This is a genomic window from Azospirillum cavernae (genome assembly GCF_003590795.1).
Classification (GTDB): Bacteria; Pseudomonadota; Alphaproteobacteria; order Azospirillales; family Azospirillaceae; genus Azospirillum; species Azospirillum cavernae.
Map to the genome: position 1 here is coordinate 292661 of NZ_QYUL01000002.1, position 24093 is coordinate 316753.

Here is a 24093-nt window from a genome sequence, read left to right on the forward strand (position 1 = left end):
GGATGTTTGGTCGTTTTGCGTCGGGGTGATCCTCGGGTTTGGGTTTAGGCCGCGCGCCGCCGCTGGCCGAGCGTGGTCAGGGCAAGGAGGAAGGCCGCCGCCGACATGGCCGAAGCGACGCGGAACGCCGCGCGCATGCCGTCCGCCACCCTGTCGGGAGTCGCGGTGGCGGCGTCGCCGACGGCGTGGGCGAACAGCGCGCCCATCAAAGACGCGCCGGTGATCAAGCCGAGATTGCGGGCGAGCGCCAGCAAGCCGGAAACAAGGCCGCGCTGTTCGGGACGGGCGTCGGCCATGACGGCGGTGTTGTTCGGCGTTTGAAAAAAGGCAAGGCCAACGCTGATGAGCAGGATGGCGACGATGTAGATGGCCACCCCGCCCGACAGAGAGACCCACGACATCACGAAGGCGCCGACGGTGAAAACGGCAAGCCCGGCAACCATGGCAAGCTTTGCGCCGATGCGGTCGGCGGCAGCGCCGGCCGGCACGCCCATGATCGCGGCGGCGAGCGGCCCAACGGTCATGACCAGACCGACCATGCGGGTGTCAAGACCAAGCGCCTTGGCGAGGAAGAACGGCCCAAGCACCAGCGTCGCCATCATCACGGCATAGACGAGCACGCTCATCACCATGCTGGTGGACAAAAGCGCGTTGCCGAACATGGCGAGCTTCAGCAGCGGCGCGCGCGCCTTGATCTGCACAGCCAGGAACAGCGCAAGGCCGACGACCGCGCCAAGACCCAGTTGCAGAACAATCGGCGCCGCAAAACCCTGCTTGCCGGAAAAGGTCATGGCCAGCGAATAGGCGCCGAGGGTGAACGCGAGAAGGATCGTGCCGAGCCAGTCGAATCGGGCGGCGGGCAGGGGGTGTTTCGGAGCGTCGACGGCGTTGGGCAGATAGCGGCTCACCAGCAAAAAAGCGAGCAGGCCGAAGGGAAGATTGACCCAGAACACCGCTTGCCAGCCGAACGCCGCCAGCACCAGCGACCCGAGCGAGGGACCAAGCGCGATGCCGAACGAAACCATGGTGGAGAGCACCCCCATGGCGAAGCCGGCGCGCTCTTTTGGAAAGATCTCGCCGACAAAGGCGAAGGACAACGCCATCAGGATCGCCCCGCCCAACCCTTGCATGGCCCGACCGACGATGAGCATGGGCAGAGTGTTGGACAGAGCGCAGAGCGCGGAGGCCGCCATGAAGATGACAAGCCCCCAGAGATAAAGCCGCTTCTTGCCGAGTTGGTCGCCGAAACGACCGACGCCGACGATGAGGGCGGTGACGACGAGCAGATAGCTCACCACCACCCATTGCACGGATCCGAACTCGACCCCAAGCGCGTTCACCAGGGTCGGCAGCGCGACGTTGATGATGTTGGTGCCGAGCTGCGAGAGCAGAATGGCCAAAGACAGGCCGGTGAGAACCATGCCGGAATGGATGGATCTGTGCTGGACCGCCTGCGCGGCGCCATGCGGGTGTGGGTGTGGGTGCATGATGGGTCCAATCGAAAGGGTCCTCAGCGGGACTGTTGATGCCCTCTTTCGATAACGGGCATGTTCAATTGCATACAGTGCAATTCATCTATTGTATAAGTGCATAGTATGCACTCAACCGGAGCGGAAACGCCCATGTCCGCCAGATCCAACCCAAAGGCCCATGTTTCACTCGACATGAACCTTCTGGTGACGCTCGACGCCCTGCTGGCCGAGGGCAGCGTCGCCGGGGCTGCGCAGCGCCTCAACCTCTCGTCACCGGCCATGAGTCGGCAACTGGCCCGCATCCGCCACCTGCTGGCCGATCCAATTCTTGTCCGGGCCGGGCGTGGTCTGGTTCCGACGCCACGCGCCGAGGCCCTGCGGGAGCGGTTGAGGCGTCTCGTTCTGGAAGCCGAGGCGCTGGTGCGCGGCGACGACGAATTGGATTTGATGCGGTTGGAGCGCGTGTTCGTGATCCGGGCCAACGACGGTTTCGTCGGAAGCTTTGGCGCCGTTCTCGCGTCCTGTGTGGAAGCGGAGGCGCCGCGCGTCCGGCTTCGCTTCGCCCATCAAGACAAGGAGGACGTCGAAGCGCTGCGCGAGGGGAAAATCGACGCGGACGTCGGCGTCATCGGCGCGATGGGGCCGGAAATCCGGCTGCAAGCGTTGTTTCATGATCGCTTTGTCGGCGTCGTGCGCCCCGATCACCCGCTCGTCAACGCGGTGACGCCGCAGCAATTCGCCGCGTTCCCGCATGTTTCGGTGTCGCGGCGCGGGCGTTTTTCTGGACCAATCGACGACGGCTTGGCGGCGCTCGGACTCAAACGCTTCGTCTCCATCGCCGTGGCGAATTTCGCCGACGCCCTCGCCATCGTGCGCACCTCGGACCTTGTCGCCGCCGTGCCGGCGCGCCTGACCGAAGCGGCGCGAAGCGGCCTTGCGAGTTTTGAGCTGCCGGTGAAAACCGACGCGCTCACCATTTCGCTCGCCTGGCATCCACGATTCGACGCCGATCCGGCGCATCGCTGGCTGAGATCCGTCATGCGGAAGGCCTGCGGTCAGGCTGCTCGCTGACGGTTGGGAGCCTGCGAGTGGGCTTGGACTTTGATAGCCAAACCCCGATTGCCGCGTCACGGTCGCCCTTTGAAACTGGAGCGATCAACGGAACTGCGGCGTCCCTTCATCAAACTCTTGCGCAATCGGCAGTTTAGCGCCACATTCTCGACCCCTGGATGGGCCTGTAGTTCAGTGGTTAGAACGCGCCGCTCATAACGGTGTTGTCGTCGGTTCAAATCCGGCCAGGCCTACCATCTTTTCAATGGGTTAGCTCTCTTCTGTTTTGGGAAAGCAGCCCATGGGAAAGCAATGGGAAAGCAGAGTGGCTATTTGGTCGCTCTCAGGGCCAGGGCTTCAGCCCGGAGGACCTTGCGGATTGAGCTGATCGTGCCGTCCGAAACGCCGGTCAGCTCCTTCACTTTGGCGTGTGGAACGCCTTCCAGGATTAAGCGGCGGACCTGCTGGCGCTTCTCGTCGCCGATGCCGTGGCGGATGGCTTTGCCCGTCGTCTCGGCATCGGGGGCGGGCCTATGGCTGTTCCTGACCAGTGCGGCGAGTCGGTGCATCACGTTGTTGATGGCCGTTGCCGCATCGGCCAGATATTCAGGTTCGTAGGGCGCATAGACGGCTGTGGTGCTGGCGGCGCCCGACGGCAGGTGGCCAAGGAAGAGGCTGATCTGTTCGCCCGGCACGCGGGCTTTGCGCAGCTCCCGCGCCATGGTGTGGCGGATCGAATAGGGCGTCACGCGCGCGTCCAGCCCGGCGGCGGCTCGCGCGATTCGGAAAGCGGCGATGATCGACGTGATCGGCTTGCCGCGATAGGTCACATACCGGCCCGTCTTCGCGTCCGCCGCGTCGGGGGCAAGCCAAGGGACCAGAGCGGCGGCGACCGGAACCACAGGCCGCCATTTCTTGTTCTGGACGCGGCCCGGTGGGTTGAGCGTCAACACACCATTGTCGGCGTCATACTGCGTCACCGTCAGATCAAGGATAGCCGCCGGACGGGCGAGCGTGCCGATGGCCAGCCAGAGATAGGCCAGCGTGTGGCGGGACTGCGCGCCGTCGATCAGGCGGGCCAGCTCTTCCAGGGTCAGAGGACGGCCCTTCGGCTCCCGTGACCGCAGCTCTTCCGTTGGCCGAAAGCCCGCGATGAAGGGGATCGACTCGACCTCTTCGTTTTTTCGCGCGTGGTTCAGCGCCGCGCGGAAGGTGGACAGGATGCGGTCGATTCCGCCGGGGCCGGTCCCCAACTCAGTCAAATGCTGGCGGAAGCGGCGTTGTGCGTCCGGCGTGATGTCGGCGACCGTCTTTCCGTCCCACCAAGCGTGAATCAACCGCAGCTCCCGCTTGATCGTTTTGGCCGATGGGCGGGATGCGGCGTGGTCGGTCCAATAACGCAGCGTGATGGCGTCGATCAGGGCCTGAGACCGGGGGGCGTGGCGCGGTCGTTCGCTGTTCAGAACCCAGGCGATCAACGCCCGCTGGGCTATCGAAAAGTCTCGCTCGCCAGTCGAGACGCGGCGGACCTGACGGCTGGGTTGATCGTACCATGCGCGATACCAGACCCCGGAATCGCGTCCGGGCTTCTGTTCGAGCCAATAGCCTTGGAAGTATCCAGGCTTGTCGCTGTGGTCTGGCATGGTTCAACGCGTTGGTTGTTGAAGTACGCTTTGAGTTGGTCGGGCAGGTAGTAGATTTTGTTGAGGATGCGGACATGACCGATCTGGCCGGATTTGCGCAAACTCCGCAGCGATCCGCGTGAGATGCCGATTTCCTGCGCGGCCTCTTCTTCGGTCAGCCGCTTCGGCAGGACGTCGCCGCCATTTCTGTCGGTCACGATCATCCCTCCTGCGACGGGAAGAGGATGTCCGTCACCTCGTCCCAACGGTTTGACGCTTCTTCGAGCTGGTCGCGGTACTGCGATTCGCGCATCACCGCCTCGTCCCAAGCGGGGCGGTCGATCAGCTCGTTCAGTTGGTCGCGGATCAGGCCGTCAATCACCGTTGGATCGAGGGCGTCCAACTCCCAAGACTTCGACCCGTACTTCTTGACGTAGTCGGCGAAGCGGCTGTCGGCTTCCTTTGCCGGGTTGGGCGGCGGCTTGAATCTGCGGATCTGATCCATGTTCAGGGCGAGCCGCCGGATTTCTACAGCCCCCGGCGCCGCCGCGAAGAGCGCCAACCGTTCGTCGTTGTCGCGGGTCATATCCAGACCGCTGGGGTCGTGGTCCCCCAAATGCAGGATCACCACCTGTTTGCCCCGGTTGTGGGCGCGGCGCAGCCGCTTCCCCGCGCGCCATTGTTCCGACTGGCTGCTGTAGCCCCGGCAGGCGAAGAACGGAACGTAGTGGTCGTTGCACACCCGCTCGATCACGCCGACCAGCGCCTCTTTCTCGATCCACACCTCGACGTGGGCGGGCTGGTCGGCCCAACGGTCCACGCGGAAGCTGCTGGCGGCTGCCGCGATGATGTCCTCCGGGTCGTTCCAGGTGCTGACCTGTTGCAGGTTGCGGGTGCGGTCCTCAATCGCTTCCCAATCGACCAGCCCGGCCATGCGGGCGTCGTTGACGATCTGGCCGAGACGCTTGTAGCTCTGCTGACTGTTCTCGATCAGGGCGCGGGCGACGAACTGGTAGTAGAGCTGGCGCAGCGTCAGCGTGAAGCCTTGTCGCTGATAGTCGGCGATGATGTCGTTCGCCTGTTCGATCACGACCGCGTTTCGACCGATGAAGCGCTTTTGCACGAAGCATTCACAGGGCATGGTCGGCATCCTGCTGAAAGCGGTTGAGCAACCCTTCAACCTGCTGCCGCAGATTCAGAACGGCGTTGCGCCCGTCCAACGGGCAGGGGCCAGCGGCTTTCAAACCGTCCAGAACGGTTTCGAGTTTCGTTACGGCGGCAAGACCCGCTTGATGAAGCTTCTGCTGTTTGGTCATCGCCCAGCCTCCGCGTTCGCCGCGTCGTCGGCCAGCTTCAGGCACGCGCGGGGGAGGAAGCAGCCGCCAAGCTGGGCGTCCTCTGTGCTGATGTGGCGGTGGATGCCGGTGACGTCGTGCAGCAGATTGAAGTCGTCGGCGGCCAGCAGCTTTTCCAGGTCCAGCGGGCAGCCGTTGGCGTGGCAGGCGGTCAAACTCATGGCCACGTCGTGGCGGTCGAGCTTCGGCGCGCCTGCAAGCCGACAGGCGGCAGCCGCGCGGTTCACGATCTTGACGATGAGGCCCGCGTCACGGGCTGAGACGTCAAACGAAATCATGGCGTGTCCTTTTGGTTGGTCACTGCACCCGCAGGCGCAGGTTCAGGAAATAGACGATGCTGGCCTTCTGACGGTTCAGGCCGTGGCGCGCGATCTGGAGCAGCAGGCCCTTGCGGGTGATCGGTTCCAGGCCGCGCGGTTGGCACCAGCCGAGATAGGCGCACCACAGGGCTTCGGCCTTCAGGCGGGCGCCGGGGGCCGGTTCGGTGCAGTCGGCGAGGAAGGAGTCCACCCAATCGGGCGTGTCCTTTCCCCGGCGCGCCGCGTCCAGGGGCGGCAACGGCGATTGACGCCACAGCCGCCGGGCCGCGTCGCGACCGCCCAGCATGCGGGCTTCCCGGATCATGTCGATCCACAGGCGATAGACCGCTTCAAGATCGGGGTCGCTGGTCTGCGGCGCGGCGGGCAAAGCTCCGCCGTTCGCCGCCGGATGGGGCGTTTCGGTCATGATCCTGTTCGTGTGGTGATGCGGGGCCGTTAGGCCGGGCGCTGTGTCGTTTGGGTTGAGACGGGTCTTTCGGCTCTACTCGTTCCCGCGTACCATCGGGGTTGCAACACAACCGATGGAGCGTGCGAATGTCGTCAAAAGGCTTGAGTGTTGACGAGGTTGAGTTCCTTAAGGGGCGCATTGAGAAATACAGACTTCCGCCCCCTGATGCTCACGACATAGAAAAAGCGCTTCACGTTTTAAGTTTATCTTCAGTGACTCTGGATAATGGCCTAATTGCTCGGCTCGTTGTGAACAAGGGCGGCCATTCAGAAACGATTGATTTAGCTTTTGACCCCCTTGTTGTTCGCGAGATGATCGGAATTCTGAAGAATTCTGGATTGGAATTGGGTTGGTTGGACGCAAAGGGTGAGGTTCGCGTTGCCAAGCCCAAAAAGGTTGGACAACCGCGCTCTTAACCTTTCCACTCTTCGACAGCTTGTAACGGCTCCACACGCCGCCAGATGCCAACGTCTTGTTCGGTAATGGCGGGCCGATGGTTGGTGACCGGCCCTTCGATAAAGTTGACCCGGACGCCGTGCAACTTCCGGGTCTCCATCGGTTCGCCGCCGGTCACTTCCTTGACCAGACTTTCCGACAACCCATCGCCCTTTTCCGGTTCGTCCGTCAGAACGAGCCGCACGCCCGGCAGTTTGGCGATGGACGGCTTCCGATCAACGGGGGTGGGGTGTTTCATGCCCAACAGCGCGCGGGCGTGGGCGCGGGCGGCGGGGCCGTGTTTGGCGAGGGCGGTGGTGGTGAAGTCGGTCAACAGATCGGCGTCGGTCACGACGCTGCCGTTGGCGGCCAGATCGGCGATGCGGCGGCCCATCTTGCGGGCGGTGGCGTGCAGACCATGGGCGCGCTGGGCGCGGCACGTTTTCTTCATGGGTTCTCCTGTGCGGTTTGGTTGAGCCGGACCTTTCGGCCCGGCTCAACCGCGCGTACCATCGGGGTTGCAACACAACCGATGGAGCGTTCCTATGACGGAAGACGAAATGCAGGAGGCGATTCACCGCCTCGAATGCCAAGTGGTCGCTCTTGCTGCGGTGTGCGGTCATCTGGCAAGGGGCTTGGTTTCAAAGGAGGTTCCTCAGGACGATGTGGAATCGCACCTGCGGGATGCCCAAGCCCACCTGCCGCATTCGGTGAAGACCTATGGTGAACCCATCGTGAAAATGATCGTCGCCACCCTCAAGCACGGCTCTGTTGAAGCCGAGGACTGACCGACCTGTTGGGTCGGGGGGAGCAGGCGCTTCAACAGAAACGCCCGTTCTTTTTCGGTCGGCCAATACTCAGGCTTACCCCAGGTCATGTTTCTCCAGATGACGAAATCCGTTTCATCTTCAGCCGTCCATTCTCCGGCGGCCTGTTTCCTCTCTCGATGCTCGCGAAAAAGGGAGCGCAACATCCCAACGGGGCACGGGAACGTCACGGTTGCGCCCATCTTGCAGGCGGTGGCGTGCAGACCATGGGCGCGCTGGGCGTGGGTTGGTTTCTTCATCGTGCTTCCTGTGTCTTGAAGGTTGAGCCGGACCTTTCGGCCCGGCTCGCCCGCGCGTACCATCGGCGTTGCGACACAACCGATAGAGGCGCGAACATGGGTCTGTGGGATCGATTGAGCGGGCTGTTCCGGCGTACCGAGAACCGTCCGCCCGCTATGCCGCCGGACTTCCATCCGGTGGGACTGACCGCTGATGATGACGCCGACATGGTGGGCGTGGCCGTCACCATCACGGAAACCTATGTCGTGGTGGACAGGCCGGTGCATGACGCTTCCTCTGACCGGCTGAAAGCCGTTGAGGAGTTGGCCAGACAGGACGCCCTTGAAGCCATGGCCGGAGGCAGGGCGCAGGAAGCGGTGCGCCCGCGCCGAAAGCACTTCATGGTTGGCAACGCGGAGTTTGAACCGCTCGCCGAAGATGCGGCGGGCATGACCTTCGCCATCGACTATCGCGATTCGAAAGGGAACCAGAGCCGTCGCCGCATCACGATGCGGGATTTGTACAGCGATGGCGCGCGAACCTACATCCAGGCTTATTGTCACGAGCGCGGCGCGCCACGCGCTTTTCGGTTTGACCGCATCGTTGACGTGATCGACGTAGACGGTGAATGCCACAGCCCGCGATCCTTTTTTGTGGATCAACTGGGGCTGGAGATTCCCGACGATCCGGTTGAACCGACAGCGCCAACGCGCCGCGAGCGCGCCAAGCCCGCCCCGGCGGAAGATCGCGCGCCCGAATCCGTCCCGTCGGCGGCAGTTCCAAGGCTTGCCTCCGTGGTGGCGCCCATCGACATCAGGCCGACGGACAAACCGGGCATGGCCCAACGGCGCGCCGCCCGTGACGGCATTCGGATACTGACCGCCTTGGCGCGTTCCGATGGTGTGATGCAGGATGAAGAAATCAACGTGATCCTGTCCTACATCACCGTTCGGGCTGAAATGGCCGGGATCGCGACCGATCAAAAGGATCGAGAGGCGCTGACCCGTTACCTGAAGCGACAGTTCCCAAGCGCCGATGTGCTTTCGGAATGCTTGATGGCCCTGAACGCCGCGCCGATGGAAGAACAGCGCCTGTTGGTCAGCCATGCCATCCAGTTGATGGACGCGGACGGCGTGCAAGACCCGGCTGAGGTCGAGCTTGTCATGCGCATTCAACAAGAGCTTGGCGGCTAAAACCATTCGTTCGCCCTGGAAAATCCCCTGGACGGAAGCAGGTCCGTCCAGGGGGAGTTTAGGGAGGCGCTTGCGCGGTATTCCTGCAAGCAGAAAAACGTTATGCGCATACGCATTCGATACGCAATAGAAAAATGCGCAAACGCATAGTTTTTTAGGGCCGGTGATTTCCGGCTTGATGTGGCCTTAGACCATCCGCTCCGCGCGGAGAGTGGCTATATGTGAATGCTACAGTATGCAATTATTACAATTCTGAAGCAACAATAGACTACCATTGAATGCGCTGTGGCGATAACATGAGGTGATGCACAAGCCCAAAGTGCAGAAAAGCCTAGATGCGGTGGGGACCACATCTAGGCTCTTACGAGGCTCCCACCTCGCCGGGTATTGTCGCCGCGCTCATGCGCATGAGGCGTCAACTCACTGTCTGCGCCCGATCAGGCAAGGCAGAGATTCGCATGTGGTGGGAGAAATGGGAAGTTCTTGCGATATCGGGATATGTCCCAATTGCAGCAGGCGGCCTGCTTCTCTCGGTTGAATGTTCCCGCTTGCTCGATAGATTTTCTCTTCGATCAAGAGGGTGGCCTGTATGTTTTGGGGGTTCTCGTGTCAGAAGATCGACTTGATGATTTTATCAAAGACTATTCAATCTTGCCGCCGGATATCCAGCGCGAGATTCAGTTGTTGATTATTCGGAAAGCCCGAGACGTGCGCGAAAAGTCTCGGCTTGCTTATGAGCATAGTCTTGAAAATTCTTCCGCGCTTCAGGATCAACGCTGCCAATAGTGCGCATGTCGTCAATCAGACGTGCCATGGCTGCGTCATCTGAGATCGTAGCATCGACGCTTTCCGACAACAGGAAGTCATCGACGGTTTGGCCTATAAAAGAGGCCAGGGCGATCAGATTTTCTGGTTTGATGTCAGCGCCTTTCGTCCACCTGTTCACAGTTGACTGATGGACGCCGATCTTCTCAGCCAGCTCAAGCTGCGTCAGCTTGTGCTGGTTCAGGAGACGAATGATCTTCTCTGCCAGATTTACCATGCGTATAGGCATATAGCGGCTCGCTAGGCTGTGCAAATGCGCAAGCGCATTTTTCTGTTGCCAAACGATGCGTATGCGCATACGGTTTTTGCCATGAACCAGATGCAGCATATCCGCACGATAATTCTCGGCATTTCGCAAAAAGAAATGGCCGGGATTGTCGAGCGTGACCAAGCAACCATCAGTCGGTGGGAGCGTGGTTCTCTCGAACCATCGCGTGATGATTTGGTAAAAATCAGAAAATTCGCGATGAATCGTGAATCTCTAACATGGTCTGACTCTCTTTTCTTCGAAGTTCCTTCGCCTTCAAATTCGCCATGACTGAGACGGATAAAAAAACTCTTGGGAGGGGCGTGGCCGTGCTGCTGGCCTGCCTTGTTCTGGCGGGCTGGCTGCTGTGGGCGGCGGTGCTGCGTCCGGCGGTGAGTGTGGTCCATGCCACAGTGTGGCCGGGCGATCATCAACAGTCTTGTTCAATCATCACGCGAGTAACGGACAATGACCAAAAACCATGACGAACAGTCGCCCGCTGCTCCGGTCGAGCGCGTGAAAATGAAGTTTCCCAGAGGCCAGATCGTGCCGTTTGTCGAGCCAGAGCTGGGCGCGCCGATGGACCCCGCTCTGTTCGCGCATCTGGTCGCCAACGCTCCGCCCGTGACTTACTATCCGATCAGTCGCCCCTATCGGAAGAAGCAGGGGTGATGTTCCCCCGCTCATCCAACCAGCCCGCTTGCCAGCCGCCCGCAAGGATCATGTCGGCAAGATGTTTCGCGGCGACCGGGTTGAAGAACAAGACCTTTGTGGTGTCCCGCCCTTCGTCGCGGACAACCAGTGAAAAGGCGACGCCATTATCCACTGCGGCTGACGTCATGCTGACCACGTCCGGGGCTTCCTCGATCTGCGCCCCGGTTGGGGCGGTGGGCTTTTCGTCCTCGAATTCCAGGCGGCAAACGGTCAGCGCTTCTTTGGTCATCGGGTTCAAAGCCATTGGCGGTCTCCTTTGTCGAGTGATGGTGTCGGATGGTAGCGCGCGCGACCGTCGCGGTCACGGTCTGAGCTGCCACTCGCGCGCGTCACAAATGCAGTTCTTTTCCCAAAAAGCGAGTATCGGACAATGACCAAGCGCCGTGACCCGCTGTCGCTGGAAGACGCCGTTTTTTTGACGCACGCCGTGTTGGGCGACGCGACAATCGAAAGCGTCACCGGCAAAAGCGCGCGTCTGGCGCGCGCCTGGTCGGACCCCGACGACGACGGCCATAATATCCCGCTGTTCCAGGCCCTGCGGCTTGACCGGGCGATGGTGGCGCGCGGCGAGACGGCTTTGATCCTCGCCGCCTATCGCGCCGATCTGCGCAAGGCGGCGGAATTCGCCAGCGGCATCACCGACCCGGTGGCGCGGCTGGCCGACGCGATGGCCGAAATGGGCGATCTGGCCACAGAGCTGCGGCGCGCGCGCTGCCCATCGGGCGACGGCGGGCGACAGATCACGCCGGAGGAGGCCCGAGCCGTCCTGCACGCCCTGTCCGACCTGCGCGGCGTGCTCGACGCGCTGGAACAGGATGTCCTCGCCGCGCTGCCCGCCCCGCGCCCCGTCGGGGTGGCGTCATGACCGCCCGCGCGCTGGATCCCGGAATCGCCCTGTCGGTCGCCTGTGGCCAAGCCCTCTTGGGTCGCAGGCAGGACGCCGACCGCGAGCGGTTGTCCGCCGCCGTCGCGGCTGTGCCGGACGTCCCCAGCGCCGCGCGCGGTCTGGCGCAGGTCGCCGCCGCGTGGCTGGCCGGGGACATGGACGATCACGCCCTGTCCGTCGCGCTCGCCAATTTCAACGCCCCTTTCTGCGCGGCCTACCGCCGCCGTTTCGATCTGGCGCAGACCGGGACTGTCGAAACCGACATGCCCCTGTTCGCGCCGTCCGCCTCAACCCATGCCGCGCACAGCGCGGACGCCATGGAGGATTGACCCCGTGACCCCACGACATCTGACGATCTATTTGGCAAGACGGACGATGGCCGCACCCGGCCTGTCGATCACGACGCAAGCGCTTTTCGCCGATTATCGGCAGTGGTGCGCGCGCTTCGCCATCCGCCCGCTGGGGCGCCAACGGTTCGGAAAAGAGGTCCGTCCGACATGGTGCCCGGTTACGCGGACAACCACCGTCTATGGGCTGGCGCTGCTGCCGTACGGTGAAACTCCCGCGCAGGACTTGCGGCGCGGGAGTTTCACCATGCCGATCCTGGTGCTTCGCGAGGGGCTGACGGCGGACGACGTGGTGGCGCTGTCGCTGGTGGCCGACGAGTTGGCGCGCCAGCGGTTGGACGAAGGCCATTCGGCGGAGCGGGACGACGTTTATCCGCCGGGCCTGCTGGACACCGCCGGTGGCGAATATCTGTCCCACGCGGGCTACCACCGCCGCGACGACTTCCCGCCGGGCCAACCGTCCGATTCCTGGCCCTGGTCGGCGGAGCATTGGAAGCCGAAAGACCCGATGCGGGACGCGACGCGCGGCTGCGCGCTGGGCGTCGCCGGGATCGCCCGCCGCCTGCGGGCCGGTGAACAGCCGGTGGGAGCGTGACGTCATGGCGAGCAAGTCATCTGTCCTCGTGTTCGACGTTTGGGGCGGTCCCGACAGCATGGATCATCTGGCGCGTCGTTTCTTTGACTTCGGCGACGCCTCTTGGCCCGCCGTCGCCGCGTCCGAGGTTTCCGCCGGGTTCCTGGTGAATGTTCGGATGATCGGCCCCGGCGAAGGCTGGGGCGACCGGCAAGACTTCGACCACCGGGGCGCGTCTCCGGCGGGTCGGGCGTGAAGGGGGCCGCGACCATGAAAAACTCCATTCGCGCGGCGTTCGAGAACGCCCGGCTGATGCGCCAGTTCGGCGACGATCTGCCCAAAATGCCCGCGCTGTTCGACCGCTACCGCAGCAACCTTGCGGTGATGGCCGCAGACGCCCAACACGCCGCTGACCGGCGACGGCTGCCGCTTGGGGAGGCTTGAGCCATGGGCGATCACTGCACCATAGAGTGGCTGGTCGCGTTGGCGCAGGCGCGCAACGCCATCCCGGCCAGCATCAACCCGATCCGGGGATGCAGCCGCGCGAGCGAGGCTTGCCGGAACTGCTACGCCGCTGGCATTGCCCACCGCTTTGGGCACAAGGGCAACGGCATCTGGGGCGGTCTGACCGATCTGGACTCCAACGGCGTTCCCCGCTTCAACGGCACCCTCCGGTTCGTCCCGGAGGCGCTGAGTGTTCCGATCAAAGCGAAGCGGAGCCGGGTCTATTTCGTCTGCGACATGGCGGACCTGTTCCACGCCCGCGTCGATCAAGATTGGATCGATCAGGTGTTCGCGATGATGGCCTTGTGCCGTCATCACCTGTTCCTGCTGCTGACCAAGCGCCCGGATCGGATGCGGCGCTATCTGACCGCGCGGGAGACCCCGTATCGGATCAACAGGTGCCTTTACACGCTTGGCAGCCAATCTAACCGGGCCGGTGATCTGCACTTTGCGCTGAAGGTGGTGGACGAAAGCGGCAAGGATCGGTTGCCGTACTGGCCGCTCCCCAATGTCTGGACGGGGGCGACCGTCGAAAATCAGCCAACAGCGAACGAGCGGGTGTCGGAGCTGCTGGGCGCGCCGTCGGTCCTGCGCTTCCTGTCGGTGGAACCGATGCTTGGGGCGGTGGACTTGACGGCGGTGGAAAGCCTGTTTTGGGATATGGGAGACCACGGAGGTCAACGCAACGCCCTAACCGGAGAACTCTACATTCCCGGTTGTGCGGGCGAATCGTCTCGAACCCTGTCCGGTGGGTCACGCCTGGGATGGGTCATCACCGGGGGCGAAAGCGGCCCCTGCGCGCGGCCCACGCACCCGGATTGGTTCCGGTCGGTGCGCGACCAGTGTGCGGCGGCGGGAGTTCCCTTTTTCTTCAAGCAGTGGGGTGAGTGGCTCCCGGCGGAAGATGTTCCGAGCGAGGCGCAGGAAAGCTTGGAATTGCAGAACCGTGATGGCTACGCGGGCGGCGAGGACAATCTCGCCCTCCTGTACCGCGTCGGCAAGAAGGCTGCCGGTGGCCTGTTGGACGGACGCACCTGGGACCAAGTCCCGGAGGTGGTCTGATGGTGGCCTATTCCTTCAAAAAGCGATTCGCCCCGCCGATCCTCTTGGGGCTGGAACCCGGCCCGTTGCAGCCGGGCGCGAAGCGCCAGACCATTCGCGCGGATCGCAAGCGCCATGCGCGGCCCGGCGAAGAAATCCAGCTCTACACGGGGATGCGCACCAACTCGTGCCGCTTGCTGGGCCGGGCGATCTGCACGGATGTCTCCGCGATCTGCCTGTCGTTCGGCGCGTCGCCGTCGGTCCAGATCGGCCAAGGAACATTCTGCAACGCCGTTGAGCTGGACGCCTTCGCGCGACAGGACGGCTTCGTGGATTGGGCCGATCTGGCGCGGTTCTGGGCGTCGGAACATGAGCAAACGCCCCTGTTCGACGGCGTTTTGATCCGGTGGGAGATTCGGCCATGACCGAAAAGCCCGGTCCTGAGCTGGTCGCCGCCGCCGCTGACTATGCGGCGCGGGGGTGGCCGGTGTTCCCCTGCGTCGCGGGGCAGAAAATCCCCTACAAGGAAAAGGATTTCTTTGAACACGGCGTGTTGGACGCCAAGACGTCGGCCTATTGGGTTGGGCAGTACTGGCGGCGGTGGCCGTCGGCGAATGTTGGGCTGGCGGTGGGCGAGGCGGCGGGCTTTTGGGTGCTCGACGCCGACGTCAAAGAGGCCGTCGGCGACAAGCCCGGCGAAAACGGCTTTGAGACGCTGGCGGTGCTGGAAGGGCTGTTCGGCGAGCCGCTGCCCGCCACGCTGGGGCAGGAAACGCCCAGCGGCGGGCGGCACTGGCTGTTCAAATGGCCGGGCCGCGCGGTCAAAAACAGCGCGCGGTCGCGGCTTGGCCCCGGCCTCGACACCCGGTCCAGCGGCGGCTACATCCTCGCCGCGCCGTCGATCCACCCCAATGGCGGGCGCTACGCCTGGAGCGGGCCGGTGGAGACGACGCCGATTTTGCCCGCGCCGGAATGGGTGGTCCGCCTGTTGATGGGCGAGCCGGAGGATCTGGAGTGGTTGCGCCTGCGTTTGGATGGCCGGGAGATTCCGGCGTTTCTCGCCAAGCGCGTTGGCCAGCCCGTTCCAGCGGCGGCGCGCGCCCGCCCGACGCCGAAGCCGGAAACCCTGTCGCCCTACGCCCGCGCGGCGCTGGACGATGAGGTCAAGACGGTCCGCCAGACTGGACCCGGCAATCAAAACAACGCGCTGAACGAGGCCGCGTTCAAGCTGGGCGGGCTTGTGGAAACCGGGGCGTTGCCGGAATCCCTCGTGCATCAGCATTTGATGGCCGCCGCGCTGTCCTGGGCCATCGACCCGCGCAAGGGCGGCTGGAGCCACGAACATCTGACCAAGATCATCACAGGCGGCATCGCCTCCGGGCGGAAAAGCCCGCGCGACGTGCCGCCGCCGCCGGAGCGCGCGCCCCGCGCCGCCCCCCGCCGTCGTCGGGCCGACGCGCCAACGCCGGTGGCGGTGGGCGTGCAGATCGCGGCGGGGCGCGCGGTGTGGTCGGCACGCCAACCGCTGGCCGACACGCCCGCCGCCGCCTTTTTGACCGCGAACGGCGTGAACGCGGCCAATGTCGGGCCGTGGTTTGGTTTTGGCGAGGTGGAATATCTGCATGCGCCGGACGGCGGCGAGCCGCTGTGTCTGGGGAAATTCCCGGCGCTGCTGGCCGGGATGGCGCGCTGGGCCGACCAAGGCCAGCCAGAAGTGCGGGCGGTCAACGTCACCTATCTGGACGGCGCGGGCCGTCCGGCCAGCGTCCATGATCCGCTGACCGGCGAGCTGCTGCCGTCGCGCGCGCTGATTGGCGCGTGGCACGGCGCGGCGGTGCGGTTGGGCAAGCTGGCCGGTGATCGGCTGCACCTTGCCGCCGGGGTTTTGGGCGGGTTGCAGGCGCGCAGCGTCTATCCGGCGATTCCAACCTGGATCGCCGGGCCGCCATCGGCGATGGCGCATCTGGCGCTGCCCGCCGCGATCCGCACCGTGATCGTGATCGGCGCGGGCGACGCGCCGGAGGAACTGCGCGCCCGCGTGGCGCGGTCGTTGGGCGGCGCGGATGGCCGGGTGACGGTGCGTTTCGCCGACGCCCGGCGGCGCGCCAGCGTCGCGGCGGGGAGTGGCCATGGATGACGCCGCCGCCCGCCTGCTGGCTTTTGAATTCATGGTGGCGACCGACCGTCGCGCGGTGGACGTCTACCGCCTGTGCCGCCGGGTTCTGGGCCACCGCGCCACGCGCCGGGAATGCCGGGCGCTGTGGTCCGACGCCTTCGACCTGTTGGTCGTTCTGATCGCTGATTCCGAAACATTCGCCGCAGGCATCCGCCGCCGCGTTCGCGCGGCGGGGCGGCGATCCGACTGCGGTCATGACCGAGAAAGGATGCGGGCATGAAGCCTGACATCAGCCTTCCATCACGCCGCGCGCGGCTGAATGTCGGCGATGTCCGTCGCGGCCTGCGCGGCGGCGGACAGATCGTGCAGCGTTTGCAGGTTCATCCAGAATTCCGGGCCGGTGTCGAAATAGCGGCCCAAGCGCAACGCGGTGTCCGCCGTGACCGGCGTTTCCTCGCGCGCCAGCCGCTCGATGCGCGTGCGCGGGACGCGGCACGCCTGCGCCACGCCGTAGGGCGTCAAGCCCAAGGGAATCAGGAACTCTTCCCGCAGGATTTCGCCCGGATGCACGGGCGGGTTGGGACCGATCATGGCGGTGTCTCCTCAATGATAATCGACGATTTCGACGTCATGGGCCGCGCCGTCGCGCCAGACGAAGCAAACGCGCCATTGGTCGTTGATGCGGATGGAGTGTTGCCCGGCGCGGTCGCGCTTCAACGCTTCCAGCCGGTTGCCCGGCGGCTGACGCAGGGCGTTCAGATCAATGGCCGAGGCCAGCATCGCCAGTTTGCGTTGGGCCGGGCGGATCAGGTCGGACGGAAAACCCTTGGCCGCCGCGCCGTTCCAAATCGCTTCCGCCAATTTGCCCTTGAAGCCCGCGATCATCGTCTTGCCCTTGATTGCCGTGCCATGAACGTATCGCGTCGCGATACGTTAGTCAAGGGCGGCGTATCATGGCCTGATACGTATTTTGGGGGTGGGTCATGACGGATCGCCTCTCCCCCGCCCCCCTCCTGTTCGATCTTCCAGCGATTGGGGGCAATGCTCCCTTGCGGGCCGGAACGCTGTCGGGCGCGCCCGCGTCCTGGTCCTTGAAACCGCTGTTGCCGGGCGAATACACGCTCGTCATGGCTGATCCGCCGTGGCGCCTCGCCTTGCGCAGCAAAAAGGGCGAGGCCAAATCGCCGCAAGCTCATTATGACTGCATGCCTTTGGCCGACATCAAGGCCCTGCCGGTTGGGCATCTCGCCGACAAGCGCGGGTGTCTGCTGTGGCTGTGGGGGACATGGCCAATGCTGCCCCAAGCCATCGAGACGGGCTTGGCATGGGGGTTCCGCTATGTCACCGGATTCCCATGGGTCAAGCGGACGGTCAACGACAAGCTGGCGTTCGGGACGGGCTATGTGGTTCGGGTCTCGACCGAACATGTCACCTTGTGGGCCATTGGCGACCCGCCTTATGGGCCGGGCTGCAAATCCGAACGCGGCATCCTGCTGGACGGCGGCGCGGCGCTGGACGCCAAGACGCGCGAGCACAGCCGTAAGCCCGATGAGCAATACGCGATGGCGCGCCGCCTGATTCCCACGGGTCCGGCCTGCGAGCTGTTCGCCCGCCAATCCTGGCCGGGCTTCGACGTTTGGGGCAATCAGACGGACAAATTCCAGGCGGATGCCGGGGCGGGCGGGCTGTGACCGTTCCGCGCCCTCCCGCGCCTCCCCCCCGCCCCCTCAAGATTGGCCCGCGCGAAAGAGGGGTGGGCTATGCCCGATGACGCACGGGGCATTCCCGAGGCGCTAGACGACCTGCGCGCCCAGATCGACGGGGCCGTCGCCGTCGATCTGGGCGCGGGCGGCGGCGTCCTGCCGCCCGACGACGACGAAGATGGCGCGCCGCCGCCGGATCGCGAGCTTGCGGCCTTCGATCAATCCGACAAGGGCAACGGCGAGCGGCTGATTCAGCGTTCCGGCGACAAGCTCGTCTTCGTCGACCAAAACGGTTGGGCGGTGTGGGACGGCAAGCGCTTCGCCTATGAGTTGGGCGAGGGGGCCGCGACGAAGCTGTGCCACCGCATGGTCGAAAAGCTGCGCGACGAAGTGATGGCCCTGCGCGATCTTGGCCCGCCGCCCGCGCCGCCAACCGAGTTGGACGAGCCGGACCCGATGATCCAGGGCAAAATGCGGCTGGAGCGGATCAAGGCGTGGGAACGCGGCCTGAAAGCGTTTGAGGCGTTTGCGGTCAAGTCCGGCAACACGCCGCAGGTCAAGGGGGCGTTGGCGCAGGCCGCGCCGTACCTGTCCAAGCCCGCGCGGGCGATGGACGCCAACCCCTGGCTGCTGACCGTGGACAACGGCACGCTGGACCTGCGCCAGCAGCCCGAGACGCTGGACGGCATGCGGCTGGGCGGGTTCCGGCGCGCGAACCTGATAACCCGGCTGGCCGGGGCCGGGTTCAGCCCGCAGGCCGCCGCGCCGCAGTTCGAGCGTTTCATCAACCGGATTTTGCCCGACCCCGAGGTTCGGTTGTTCGTGCAAAAGTTGTTGGGCTATTGCCTGACCGGGGACACGTCCGAACAAATATTTGTGATCTTCTATGGGACTGGCAAAAATGGCAAATCAAAGCTGGTTGATCTGATCCGAAAGATATTCGGAGACTATGCCGCGACCATTCCGGTTGGCGTTTTTCTTGACGGAAAGGAGAAGAAGGCGGACGGGCCGAAGCCGTCCATCGCCAAGCTGCCGGGCGTGCGGCTGGTGCTGATGAGCGAGCCGGACAAGGGCGAAGCGCTGTCGGAAGGGCTGGTCAAAGAGGTGACGGGCGGGGAGCCGATGGAGACCCGCAAACTGAACCGCGACCCGTTCGAGTTCCGGCCAGAGTTCACGCCGATCATGGTGACGAACCACCGGCCCATAATCCGAGGGCAGGACGTTGGCATCTGGCGACGGGTTATCCTCGTTCCATTTGAAGTGTTTATCACCCCGGAGGAGCGCGATCCGCACATTCTGGACAAGCTGCTGGAAGAGAAGGAGGGCGTCCTCAACTGGCTGCTGACCGGGCTGTGGTTGTGGCGCGAGGAAGGGCTTGACCCGCCCGCGAAGATCATGGCGGCGGTCGAAGAGTACAAGCGCGATCAAGACCCGCTGGGCGATTTTCTGGAAGCGGAGGCGGCTGGCATCCAGGGCAAACGGGTGACGGCGACGGCGCTCTACGCCGCCTATGCCGTGTGGTGCGAAAGAAACGCGGTGGAACCGCTCAAGCAAAACGGGTTCGGACGAAAGATGAAAGATCGTGGTTTCCGCACTGTCAAAAGTTGTGGTGTCAACGAGTATGTCGGGCTGTGCCTGCTCACCACGCCCCAGACGGTCGCCGCGCCGCCGCCCGAGGCGTGGTGAGCGCGGTGACGGGCAGGGAGCAATTCCCCCGACAGGGATCAATCGCGGGCATGCCCCCCTTGGTGAAAGGCGCGGAAATGCTGGGTTTAGGGAGGATAGGGAGCGAAGGGAGCGATTTTCGGACATCACCCTCATGTGCGTGTGTGCGTGCGTGGGCGAGCGCGCGCGTATAGGCCACCGGCGAATATTGCTCCCTATCCTCCCTATCCTCCCTAAAATGAGGATTTCCAAGGGTTACAGAGAGGGAGCAATCCAAAAATCCAGGGATCAATCGGTATTTTCAGGGAGCAATCGGGCATGGGCGTCGTGGTGAACGTCACGGATGATGCAGGCGCGGCGGTCGTGACGGGCCGGTGGCGCGATCTGCCGGAGCGGGGCGACCCTGTCGTGCCTGGGTTGGCTGGTGGGCGCGGTTGGGTGGCGCTGATGTACGCGCGGGGCCGGATGGACGCGGCGCAGCTTGCGGCGGCGGTGGACATTGGGCGCGGGCTGATGGTGGACGCGGTCGCGGCCAGCGGCTTGCGCGCCGTCGATCCGGCCCGGCTGGTAGTGGACGGTGGGAACCGGACCAGCCCACCGGACTTTCCGTCGGGCGGTTGCGCGGCGGGTGGCGGGTCGCCGTCGTCGCGGCGGGTCGCGGAGTGGCGTCGGTCGCTGCGCGCGGATGAGAAGGCGGGCTTGCTGCGCGGTCGTCATCGGGCGCTGTGGTTGGACGTCGCCGTGGTGCGGGTGGTGATGGGCGAGGATGCCCCGACCAAGCTCGATGAGCGGTTGGGGTTGCGCAAGGATCGGGTTCGTGACGCGGTGTTGACAGCGTTGGCCGGGTATGCCGCAACTTTCCGTCTTGCTGTGCCGAAAAAAACCACTTGACGGACGCGGGGGTGTTTGTGCCAGTGTTTCACGTAGATTGCCATAGTGCGCCCGGCCAGAGTGTTCCTCTCGCCGGGCGCACGGCGTTTCAGCCCCATGCAAGACACTCACATCCCCCTTTCCGCCGCGCGCGGCGCGCTCATTTGGCCGATGGCCAGAGGGGTGGTCTGTCCATGATTAAGATCGACGTCAAGAATGGCGAAGTGGCCATCCGTCTGGTTGGCGGCGTGTCGCAGCAGTCGCGCCGCATCATGGCCACAGCGCTGACCGAAACCGCCTGGATCGCGCAACGCACGCTCCGCGACGACATGAAGCGCGTGTTCGACCGTCCGACGCGGTACGCGCTGAATTCGCTGAGCGTGTTGAAGGCCAGAAGCTCCACGCTGACCGCCAAGGTCTATTTTCGCGACGCTTGGGACAAAGGCGTTCCTGCGGCGAAATTCATGGGGCCAGAGGTTTTCGGCGGTCAACGCTCGCACAAGCGTGGTGAAAATCAGCTCATTCGCGCGGGGAAGATGCCAGCGGGGCGCTTTATTCACCCTGGCAAAGAGGCTGACATGGATGAGCATGGCAACATGGATACCGGCCAGATCATCAAGATTATCTCGGCTCTAAAAGCCTTTGGCGAAGTCGGCTATCTGGCAAACCGGAATAAAAAGAACCGTAGCCAGGGCAAGCGGAAAGATGAGTTGTACTTCGCCATCGGCGGGGCTGGCGCGCACCTGCGCCCCGGCGTCTATCGGCGAACGGGTGGGCCGGGCAAGAAAGGCGGAATGCCGCGCGGGATCGAACCCGTGATGGCCTTCGTTCGCGCGCCAACCTATGCGCCGCGCTTGCCGATGGCCGCGACGGTCGAAGGCGTGGTCGTCCGCGAGTTCCCCGACCAGTTCCGGCGCGCCCTGGAACGGGCCGCCGCCCGTGGCCGCTGACCGGACCATGAAAATCAACGGGTCCCTCCCGGCGCTTCCCCCACTGCGGGAAGTTCGCGCCGTGGGGGTTTGCCAGAGAAACAGCGATTTCAAAGCCTTAAATTCACTTAACTGGCTTTAAAGTCCACACCGCACACCGATGAACCTCAGCAAATCCGAGTTCGCGCGCCATCGCGGCGTGTCGCCTGCCGCCGTGTCGCAATGGATCAGCAATGGCCGTCTGTCTGGATCGGCGCTGATCGGCGCTGGGCGGACAGCGAAGATCAACGTGGAAGAGGCTGACCGTCAACTCGGCGTCACGCTGGACTTGGGCCAGCAGATGGCGCAACAGGCGCTGCGTCCGTCGCCCCCTTCGCCGCCGTCTTTTCGCTCGCCTGAAGACGATCACGCCGCCCGCTATCAGAAGGCGCGGGCGGACAGCGCCGAAATCGACGCGGAGCGCGCGCGACGCCGCGATCAGGCGGAGCGTGGGCTGTATCTGGAGACCGACGCCGCCCGCGCGGCTTGGGCGAAGGAGCTGGGCGGCCTGTTGACCGCCATGGACCAGTGGATTTCCGATCTGGCCCCTGCCCTTGCGGCGACGCCGAGCCGTGATCCGAAGGAACTCGCCGTTCTGCTGCGCCAGCGGTGGCGAGAGTTCCGCCAGCAACAGGCCGATCAGGCCCGCGCCACCCGCGACGCGGTTCCGGCGCTGACGGTGGAGACCGCCACCACCAACGCCGCCGCCGTCGGCGCCGAAGCGGAGGACGCTTGATGCCGTTGGACGGCGATTTCCTAGCAAATCCGGCCCGTGTCGTCGCCGACGTCATGGCCGATCTGCTGCAACCACCCCCGCCGGTGGATTTCAACGTCTGGGCCACCATGAATCTGGTGTTCGGGCAGGAAAGCCCGTTTCCGGGGCCGTACAAAGACCAGCGGTTCCCCTTCTTCCGTCGCGTTCTGGAAGTCTTGGGGCCGGATCACCCGGCGCGCGTCGTCCTCATGATGAAATCGGCGCAGTTGGGCGGCACCGTGCTGGCGCAAATCTTCCTGGGCGGGGCGCTGGACCTCGACCCCGGCCCGTTCATGTACATCCACCCCAGCGAGGGCAACGCCACACGCTGGGCGCGGACAAAATGGCGGCCCATGCTGCGCAACACGGCGGTTCTGACCAGTTTGTTCGGCGCGGCCAGCACGCGCGAGGGTGGAAACAGCACGCTGTATCAAGAACGGCGCGACGGTCGCGGATTCCTTCAGATCAGCGGCGCGAATTCCGAAGCGTCGCTGTCGATGATTTCCGTTCCGCGTCAAGTTCAGGACGATCTGTCGAAATGGGAGATGAACAACGCGGGCGATCCCGAAACCCAAGCGGACAGCCGGTCAAAGGCGTTCGAGTGGGCGAAGATCTTCAAGATCAGCACGCCGCTGATTGAGGACAATTGCCGCATCACGCGGGCGTTCGAGAAATCGACGCAAGAACATTACCATGTGCCGTGTCCCGATTGCGGTTTCCTGCATCGTCTGGAATGGGAAAACCTGCTCGCCAATCTGGACGAGGCCCATCCCGAAGACGCGCATTTCACCTGCCCGGATTGCGGCGTGGAAATCCATCGCCACCAGTTGCCGGACATGCTGCTGGCGGGTCGTTGGGTGGCGGACAACCCCGGCGCGTCGATCATCGGCTTTCATCTGTGGAGCGCCTATTCGCTGCTGGAAAGCTGGCAGCGGATCGCGGAAGCCTGGATCGCGGCGAAAGGCGATCCGGCCAAGGAACAGGCGTTTGAGAACGACACGCTGGGCCGGGCCTATCGGGCGGCGGGGGAAAGCCCGCCGTGGGAGGGCTTGCGCGACCGCGCGGAAGCGGGCGAGCGCCGCCGTGGAATCATCCCGCGCGGGGCGCTGCTGCTGGTCTATGGCATGGATTGCCAAGACGACCGCGTCGAATGGCAATTCGTTGGTTTCGGGCGCGACCTTCGGCGCTGGACCATCGACTATGGAACCGTGGAGCATCACATTTCCACGCCCCAAGCGCTGGACGGTCTGGACGCGCTGATGAAGCGCTCGTGGCCCGACATGTTCGGCAACAAGCGCGAGGCGGCCTTGGCCGCCATCGACGGCAACGCCTGGACCAACGAGGTGTTTGATTGGGTCAAACGCTGGCCGACCAACCGCGTCATCATGGTGCGCGGCGTCCACCCCGACACCGCGCCGCCGCTCGCCTTGGTGCGCAAGGAACGGGGCCGGGACGGCAAGCTCAAACGCTATCAGAAGCGCTTTTTCAACGTCGGCGTTTCCGGCCTGAAGTTGGGTTTCTACAAGAACTTGACCAAGCTGGACCCGTTGGAACGCGGCTATGTCGATTTTCCGGCGGGACTGGGCGAGGAGTTCTTCCGTCAAGTGACCGCCGAACGGCGCGTCCCGGTGAACCGTCGCGGTTTCACCGTCTGGCGTTGGGTGAAAGCGCGCGATCAGGCCAACGAGGGGTTGGACACGGCGATCTACGCCGAGGCGGGCGCCATCAAGTTGGGCTGGCGGACCAAAAGCGACGCGGATTGGGACCGGCTGGAGGCTGAACTGGAAACGCCGCCCACCGTCGGCCAGCTCGACCTTGAGGATCTGATGACCGGGTTCGCGCCGTCCCCTGCGGTCAAGAGCGACGCCGCGCCTCAAGCGACAACCTCCGACAAGCCGCCGGAGCGGCCCCTGTCCCTTGCGTCACGTCTTGCCTGAA

Annotated in this window: 34 protein-coding genes and 1 tRNA gene; 23 read left to right on the forward strand and 12 right to left on the reverse strand. The window is 64.2% G+C overall.

What is annotated here, in order from left to right:
- Positions 1-44: 44 nt before the first annotated feature.
- Positions 45-1487, reverse strand: a complete 1443-nt coding sequence (locus tag D3877_RS12745; protein ID WP_119831180.1) for an MFS transporter — start codon at positions 1485-1487, stop codon at positions 45-47.
- Positions 1488-1622: 135 nt separating this feature from the next.
- Between D3877_RS12745 and D3877_RS12750 the strand changes: the two genes are divergently transcribed.
- Together D3877_RS12750 and D3877_RS12755 are read left to right on the forward strand one after the other, a co-directional pair.
- On the forward strand, positions 1623-2543 hold the full coding sequence (locus D3877_RS12750) for a LysR family transcriptional regulator (RefSeq protein ID WP_119831181.1): 921 nt from the start codon (positions 1623-1625) through the stop codon (positions 2541-2543).
- A gap of 160 nt (positions 2544-2703) precedes the next feature.
- Positions 2704-2779: transfer RNA gene (locus D3877_RS12755), tRNA-Met, on the forward strand.
- Positions 2780-2851: 72 nt separating this feature from the next.
- Here D3877_RS12755 and D3877_RS12760 read toward each other — a convergent pair.
- From D3877_RS12760 to D3877_RS12785, 6 genes are read right to left on the reverse strand one after another with little or no spacing between them, the layout of a single operon-like run.
- On the reverse strand, positions 2852-4000 hold the full coding sequence (locus D3877_RS12760) for a tyrosine-type recombinase/integrase (protein WP_158599909.1): 1149 nt from the start codon (positions 3998-4000) through the stop codon (positions 2852-2854).
- Positions 4001-4011: 11 nt separating this feature from the next.
- Positions 4012-4368 carry a helix-turn-helix domain-containing protein gene (locus D3877_RS12765; RefSeq protein ID WP_119831183.1) on the reverse strand — a complete coding sequence of 119 codons (357 nt, stop codon included), beginning with the start codon at positions 4366-4368 and terminating at the stop codon, positions 4012-4014.
- Positions 4365-5285 (reverse strand): hypothetical protein, encoded by a 921-nt coding sequence (locus tag D3877_RS12770; RefSeq protein ID WP_119832415.1) that lies wholly within the window; start codon positions 5283-5285, stop codon positions 4365-4367. Before D3877_RS12770 ends, D3877_RS12765 begins: the two co-directional genes overlap by 4 nt.
- The gene (locus D3877_RS12775; RefSeq protein WP_119831184.1) at positions 5275-5460 is read right to left on the reverse strand and encodes a hypothetical protein; all 186 of its coding nucleotides are present in this window, start codon (positions 5458-5460) and stop codon (positions 5275-5277) included. The genes D3877_RS12770 and D3877_RS12775 overlap by 11 nt, the downstream gene beginning before the upstream one ends.
- Positions 5457-5777, reverse strand: coding sequence for a DUF6874 family protein (locus tag D3877_RS12780; RefSeq protein ID WP_119831185.1), 321 nt, complete (start codon positions 5775-5777; stop codon positions 5457-5459). Before D3877_RS12780 ends, D3877_RS12775 begins: the two co-directional genes overlap by 4 nt.
- 19 nt (positions 5778-5796) lie before the next feature.
- On the reverse strand, positions 5797-6225 hold the full coding sequence (locus D3877_RS12785; protein WP_119831186.1) for a hypothetical protein: 429 nt from the start codon (positions 6223-6225) through the stop codon (positions 5797-5799).
- A 128-nt stretch (positions 6226-6353) separates the two neighbouring features.
- Between D3877_RS12785 and D3877_RS29415 the strand changes: the two genes are divergently transcribed.
- Positions 6354-6683, forward strand: a complete 330-nt coding sequence (locus tag D3877_RS29415) for a hypothetical protein (protein WP_147395184.1) — start codon at positions 6354-6356, stop codon at positions 6681-6683.
- Here the strand turns inward: D3877_RS29415 and D3877_RS12790 are convergent.
- Positions 6680-7153 carry a hypothetical protein gene (locus tag D3877_RS12790; RefSeq protein ID WP_119831187.1) on the reverse strand — a complete coding sequence of 158 codons (474 nt, stop codon included), beginning with the start codon at positions 7151-7153 and terminating at the stop codon, positions 6680-6682. The genes D3877_RS29415 and D3877_RS12790 overlap by 4 nt on opposite strands.
- 94 nt (positions 7154-7247) lie before the next feature.
- Here D3877_RS12790 and D3877_RS12795 point away from each other — a divergent pair, with 94 nt between their 5' ends.
- Positions 7248-7490 carry a hypothetical protein gene (locus D3877_RS12795; RefSeq protein WP_119831188.1) on the forward strand — a complete coding sequence of 81 codons (243 nt, stop codon included), beginning with the start codon at positions 7248-7250 and terminating at the stop codon, positions 7488-7490.
- A gap of 374 nt (positions 7491-7864) precedes the next feature.
- Positions 7865-8941, forward strand: coding sequence for a tellurite resistance TerB family protein (locus D3877_RS12800; RefSeq protein ID WP_158599911.1), 1077 nt, complete (start codon positions 7865-7867; stop codon positions 8939-8941).
- 688 nt (positions 8942-9629) lie between these two features.
- Here D3877_RS12800 and D3877_RS12805 read toward each other — a convergent pair.
- Positions 9630-10157, reverse strand: a complete 528-nt coding sequence (locus tag D3877_RS12805; protein WP_238474872.1) for a helix-turn-helix domain-containing protein — start codon at positions 10155-10157, stop codon at positions 9630-9632.
- Here D3877_RS12805 and D3877_RS31035 point away from each other — a divergent pair.
- Genes D3877_RS31035 through D3877_RS29865 form a run of 3 tightly spaced genes read left to right on the forward strand, consistent with a single transcriptional unit; the run spans position 10131 to position 10685 of the window.
- A complete protein-coding gene (locus D3877_RS31035) occupies positions 10131-10304 on the forward strand; it encodes a helix-turn-helix domain-containing protein (protein ID WP_420796897.1) in 174 nt (57 codons plus the stop codon). The two genes, D3877_RS12805 and D3877_RS31035, sit on opposite strands and share 27 nt — an antisense overlap.
- 32 nt (positions 10305-10336) lie before the next feature.
- The gene (locus tag D3877_RS29860; RefSeq protein ID WP_158599915.1) at positions 10337-10498 is read left to right on the forward strand and encodes a hypothetical protein; all 162 of its coding nucleotides are present in this window, start codon (positions 10337-10339) and stop codon (positions 10496-10498) included.
- Positions 10499-10535: 37 nt separating this feature from the next.
- Positions 10536-10685, forward strand: a complete 150-nt coding sequence (locus D3877_RS29865; protein ID WP_158599916.1) for a hypothetical protein — start codon at positions 10536-10538, stop codon at positions 10683-10685.
- On the opposite strand, the gene D3877_RS12815 is transcribed toward D3877_RS29865, so the two are convergent.
- Complete coding sequence (locus tag D3877_RS12815) at positions 10654-10971, reverse strand: hypothetical protein (protein ID WP_119831191.1); 318 nt, start codon at positions 10969-10971, stop codon at positions 10654-10656. The genes D3877_RS29865 and D3877_RS12815 overlap by 32 nt on opposite strands.
- 126 nt (positions 10972-11097) lie before the next feature.
- Between D3877_RS12815 and D3877_RS12820 the strand changes: the two genes are divergently transcribed.
- From D3877_RS12820 to D3877_RS12855, 9 genes are read left to right on the forward strand one after another with little or no spacing between them, the layout of a single operon-like run.
- Positions 11098-11592: a hypothetical protein gene (locus tag D3877_RS12820; RefSeq protein WP_119831192.1), complete on the forward strand. Its 495-nt coding sequence runs from the start codon at positions 11098-11100 to the stop codon at positions 11590-11592.
- Positions 11589-11942, forward strand: coding sequence for a hypothetical protein (locus tag D3877_RS12825; RefSeq protein WP_119831193.1), 354 nt, complete (start codon positions 11589-11591; stop codon positions 11940-11942). The genes D3877_RS12820 and D3877_RS12825 overlap by 4 nt, the downstream gene beginning before the upstream one ends.
- Positions 11943-11988: 46 nt before the next feature.
- Positions 11989-12555: a hypothetical protein gene (locus D3877_RS30570; RefSeq protein ID WP_238474873.1), complete on the forward strand. Its 567-nt coding sequence runs from the start codon at positions 11989-11991 to the stop codon at positions 12553-12555.
- Between the two features lie 4 nt (positions 12556-12559).
- Positions 12560-12790 (forward strand): hypothetical protein, encoded by a 231-nt coding sequence (locus tag D3877_RS12835; protein WP_119831194.1) that lies wholly within the window; start codon positions 12560-12562, stop codon positions 12788-12790.
- Between the two features lie 14 nt (positions 12791-12804).
- Positions 12805-12978 carry a hypothetical protein gene (locus D3877_RS30230; RefSeq protein WP_199720792.1) on the forward strand — a complete coding sequence of 58 codons (174 nt, stop codon included), beginning with the start codon at positions 12805-12807 and terminating at the stop codon, positions 12976-12978.
- Between the two features lie 3 nt (positions 12979-12981).
- Positions 12982-14100, forward strand: a complete 1119-nt coding sequence (locus D3877_RS12840; protein WP_119831195.1) for a phage Gp37/Gp68 family protein — start codon at positions 12982-12984, stop codon at positions 14098-14100.
- Positions 14100-14504, forward strand: a complete 405-nt coding sequence (locus tag D3877_RS12845) for an ASCH domain-containing protein (RefSeq protein ID WP_119831196.1) — start codon at positions 14100-14102, stop codon at positions 14502-14504. Before D3877_RS12840 ends, D3877_RS12845 begins: the two co-directional genes overlap by 1 nt.
- Positions 14501-16216, forward strand: coding sequence for a bifunctional DNA primase/polymerase (locus D3877_RS12850; RefSeq protein ID WP_119831197.1), 1716 nt, complete (start codon positions 14501-14503; stop codon positions 16214-16216). The genes D3877_RS12845 and D3877_RS12850 overlap by 4 nt, the downstream gene beginning before the upstream one ends.
- Positions 16209-16475, forward strand: a complete 267-nt coding sequence (locus tag D3877_RS12855) for a hypothetical protein (RefSeq protein ID WP_147395186.1) — start codon at positions 16209-16211, stop codon at positions 16473-16475. The genes D3877_RS12850 and D3877_RS12855 overlap by 8 nt, the downstream gene beginning before the upstream one ends.
- A 20-nt stretch (positions 16476-16495) precedes the next feature.
- Here D3877_RS12855 and D3877_RS12860 read toward each other — a convergent pair whose 3' ends face one another.
- Positions 16496-16786, reverse strand: coding sequence for a HigA family addiction module antitoxin (locus D3877_RS12860; protein WP_119831199.1), 291 nt, complete (start codon positions 16784-16786; stop codon positions 16496-16498).
- Between the two features lie 12 nt (positions 16787-16798).
- Positions 16799-17080 carry a type II toxin-antitoxin system RelE/ParE family toxin gene (locus tag D3877_RS12865; protein WP_119831200.1) on the reverse strand — a complete coding sequence of 94 codons (282 nt, stop codon included), beginning with the start codon at positions 17078-17080 and terminating at the stop codon, positions 16799-16801.
- Between the two features lie 98 nt (positions 17081-17178).
- Here D3877_RS12865 and D3877_RS12870 point away from each other — a divergent pair, with 98 nt between their 5' ends.
- From D3877_RS12870 to D3877_RS12895, 6 genes are all read left to right on the forward strand, one after another.
- Entirely contained in the window at positions 17179-17886 is a 708-nt protein-coding gene (locus D3877_RS12870; protein ID WP_119831201.1) for an MT-A70 family methyltransferase, read from the forward strand.
- 69 nt (positions 17887-17955) lie between these two features.
- On the forward strand, positions 17956-19584 hold the full coding sequence (locus D3877_RS12875; protein ID WP_119831202.1) for a DNA primase family protein: 1629 nt from the start codon (positions 17956-17958) through the stop codon (positions 19582-19584).
- Positions 19585-19881: 297 nt separating this feature from the next.
- Positions 19882-20454: a hypothetical protein gene (locus D3877_RS12880; protein WP_119831203.1), complete on the forward strand. Its 573-nt coding sequence runs from the start codon at positions 19882-19884 to the stop codon at positions 20452-20454.
- A 173-nt stretch (positions 20455-20627) separates the two neighbouring features.
- Positions 20628-21383 carry a hypothetical protein gene (locus tag D3877_RS12885; protein ID WP_119831204.1) on the forward strand — a complete coding sequence of 252 codons (756 nt, stop codon included), beginning with the start codon at positions 20628-20630 and terminating at the stop codon, positions 21381-21383.
- A 139-nt stretch (positions 21384-21522) separates the two neighbouring features.
- The gene (locus D3877_RS12890; protein ID WP_119831205.1) at positions 21523-22137 is read left to right on the forward strand and encodes a hypothetical protein; all 615 of its coding nucleotides are present in this window, start codon (positions 21523-21525) and stop codon (positions 22135-22137) included.
- Positions 22137-24092: a phage terminase large subunit family protein gene (locus tag D3877_RS12895; protein WP_119831206.1), complete on the forward strand. Its 1956-nt coding sequence runs from the start codon at positions 22137-22139 to the stop codon at positions 24090-24092. Before D3877_RS12890 ends, D3877_RS12895 begins: the two co-directional genes overlap by 1 nt.
- The last annotated feature ends 1 nt before the right edge of the window (position 24093 follow it).

Excerpts from the sequence above, each read along its gene's own strand:
- D3877_RS12795 (WP_119831188.1), top strand. The coding sequence starts at position 7,248 with ATGACGGAAGACGAAATGCAGGAGGCGATTCACCGCCTCGAATGCCAA.
- D3877_RS12890 (WP_119831205.1), top strand. The coding sequence starts at position 21,523 with ATGAACCTCAGCAAATCCGAGTTCGCGCGCCATCGCGGCGTGTCGCCT.
- D3877_RS12775 (WP_119831184.1), bottom strand. The coding sequence starts at position 5,460 with ATGACCAAACAGCAGAAGCTTCATCAAGCGGGTCTTGCCGCCGTAACG.
- D3877_RS12825 (WP_119831193.1), top strand. The coding sequence starts at position 11,589 with ATGACCGCCCGCGCGCTGGATCCCGGAATCGCCCTGTCGGTCGCCTGT.
- D3877_RS30230 (WP_199720792.1), top strand. The coding sequence starts at position 12,805 with ATGAAAAACTCCATTCGCGCGGCGTTCGAGAACGCCCGGCTGATGCGC.
- D3877_RS12865 (WP_119831200.1), bottom strand. The coding sequence starts at position 17,080 with ATGATCGCGGGCTTCAAGGGCAAATTGGCGGAAGCGATTTGGAACGGC.
- D3877_RS12785 (WP_119831186.1), bottom strand. The coding sequence starts at position 6,225 with ATGACCGAAACGCCCCATCCGGCGGCGAACGGCGGAGCTTTGCCCGCC.
- D3877_RS12880 (WP_119831203.1), top strand. The coding sequence starts at position 19,882 with ATGGGCGTCGTGGTGAACGTCACGGATGATGCAGGCGCGGCGGTCGTG.
- D3877_RS12870 (WP_119831201.1), top strand. The coding sequence starts at position 17,179 with ATGACGGATCGCCTCTCCCCCGCCCCCCTCCTGTTCGATCTTCCAGCG.
- D3877_RS12820 (WP_119831192.1), top strand. The coding sequence starts at position 11,098 with ATGACCAAGCGCCGTGACCCGCTGTCGCTGGAAGACGCCGTTTTTTTG.
- D3877_RS12895 (WP_119831206.1), top strand. The coding sequence starts at position 22,137 with ATGCCGTTGGACGGCGATTTCCTAGCAAATCCGGCCCGTGTCGTCGCC.
- D3877_RS12855 (WP_147395186.1), top strand. The coding sequence starts at position 16,209 with ATGGATGACGCCGCCGCCCGCCTGCTGGCTTTTGAATTCATGGTGGCG.
- D3877_RS30570 (WP_238474873.1), top strand. The coding sequence starts at position 11,989 with ATGGCCGCACCCGGCCTGTCGATCACGACGCAAGCGCTTTTCGCCGAT.
- D3877_RS12875 (WP_119831202.1), top strand. The coding sequence starts at position 17,956 with ATGCCCGATGACGCACGGGGCATTCCCGAGGCGCTAGACGACCTGCGC.
- D3877_RS12860 (WP_119831199.1), bottom strand. The coding sequence starts at position 16,786 with ATGATCGGTCCCAACCCGCCCGTGCATCCGGGCGAAATCCTGCGGGAA.
- D3877_RS12780 (WP_119831185.1), bottom strand. The coding sequence starts at position 5,777 with ATGATTTCGTTTGACGTCTCAGCCCGTGACGCGGGCCTCATCGTCAAG.
- D3877_RS12815 (WP_119831191.1), bottom strand. The coding sequence starts at position 10,971 with ATGGCTTTGAACCCGATGACCAAAGAAGCGCTGACCGTTTGCCGCCTG.
- D3877_RS12770 (WP_119832415.1), bottom strand. The coding sequence starts at position 5,285 with ATGCCCTGTGAATGCTTCGTGCAAAAGCGCTTCATCGGTCGAAACGCG.
- D3877_RS12885 (WP_119831204.1), top strand. The coding sequence starts at position 20,628 with ATGATTAAGATCGACGTCAAGAATGGCGAAGTGGCCATCCGTCTGGTT.
- D3877_RS12835 (WP_119831194.1), top strand. The coding sequence starts at position 12,560 with ATGGCGAGCAAGTCATCTGTCCTCGTGTTCGACGTTTGGGGCGGTCCC.
- D3877_RS12790 (WP_119831187.1), bottom strand. The coding sequence starts at position 7,153 with ATGAAGAAAACGTGCCGCGCCCAGCGCGCCCATGGTCTGCACGCCACC.
- D3877_RS29865 (WP_158599916.1), top strand. The coding sequence starts at position 10,536 with ATGAAGTTTCCCAGAGGCCAGATCGTGCCGTTTGTCGAGCCAGAGCTG.
- D3877_RS12845 (WP_119831196.1), top strand. The coding sequence starts at position 14,100 with ATGGTGGCCTATTCCTTCAAAAAGCGATTCGCCCCGCCGATCCTCTTG.
- D3877_RS12745 (WP_119831180.1), bottom strand. The coding sequence starts at position 1,487 with ATGCACCCACACCCACACCCGCATGGCGCCGCGCAGGCGGTCCAGCAC.
- D3877_RS12750 (WP_119831181.1), top strand. The coding sequence starts at position 1,623 with ATGTCCGCCAGATCCAACCCAAAGGCCCATGTTTCACTCGACATGAAC.
- D3877_RS12840 (WP_119831195.1), top strand. The coding sequence starts at position 12,982 with ATGGGCGATCACTGCACCATAGAGTGGCTGGTCGCGTTGGCGCAGGCG.
- D3877_RS12800 (WP_158599911.1), top strand. The coding sequence starts at position 7,865 with ATGGGTCTGTGGGATCGATTGAGCGGGCTGTTCCGGCGTACCGAGAAC.
- D3877_RS12850 (WP_119831197.1), top strand. The coding sequence starts at position 14,501 with ATGACCGAAAAGCCCGGTCCTGAGCTGGTCGCCGCCGCCGCTGACTAT.
- D3877_RS31035 (WP_420796897.1), top strand. The coding sequence starts at position 10,131 with ATGGCCGGGATTGTCGAGCGTGACCAAGCAACCATCAGTCGGTGGGAG.
- D3877_RS12765 (WP_119831183.1), bottom strand. The coding sequence starts at position 4,368 with ATGATCGTGACCGACAGAAATGGCGGCGACGTCCTGCCGAAGCGGCTG.
- D3877_RS29415 (WP_147395184.1), top strand. The coding sequence starts at position 6,354 with ATGTCGTCAAAAGGCTTGAGTGTTGACGAGGTTGAGTTCCTTAAGGGG.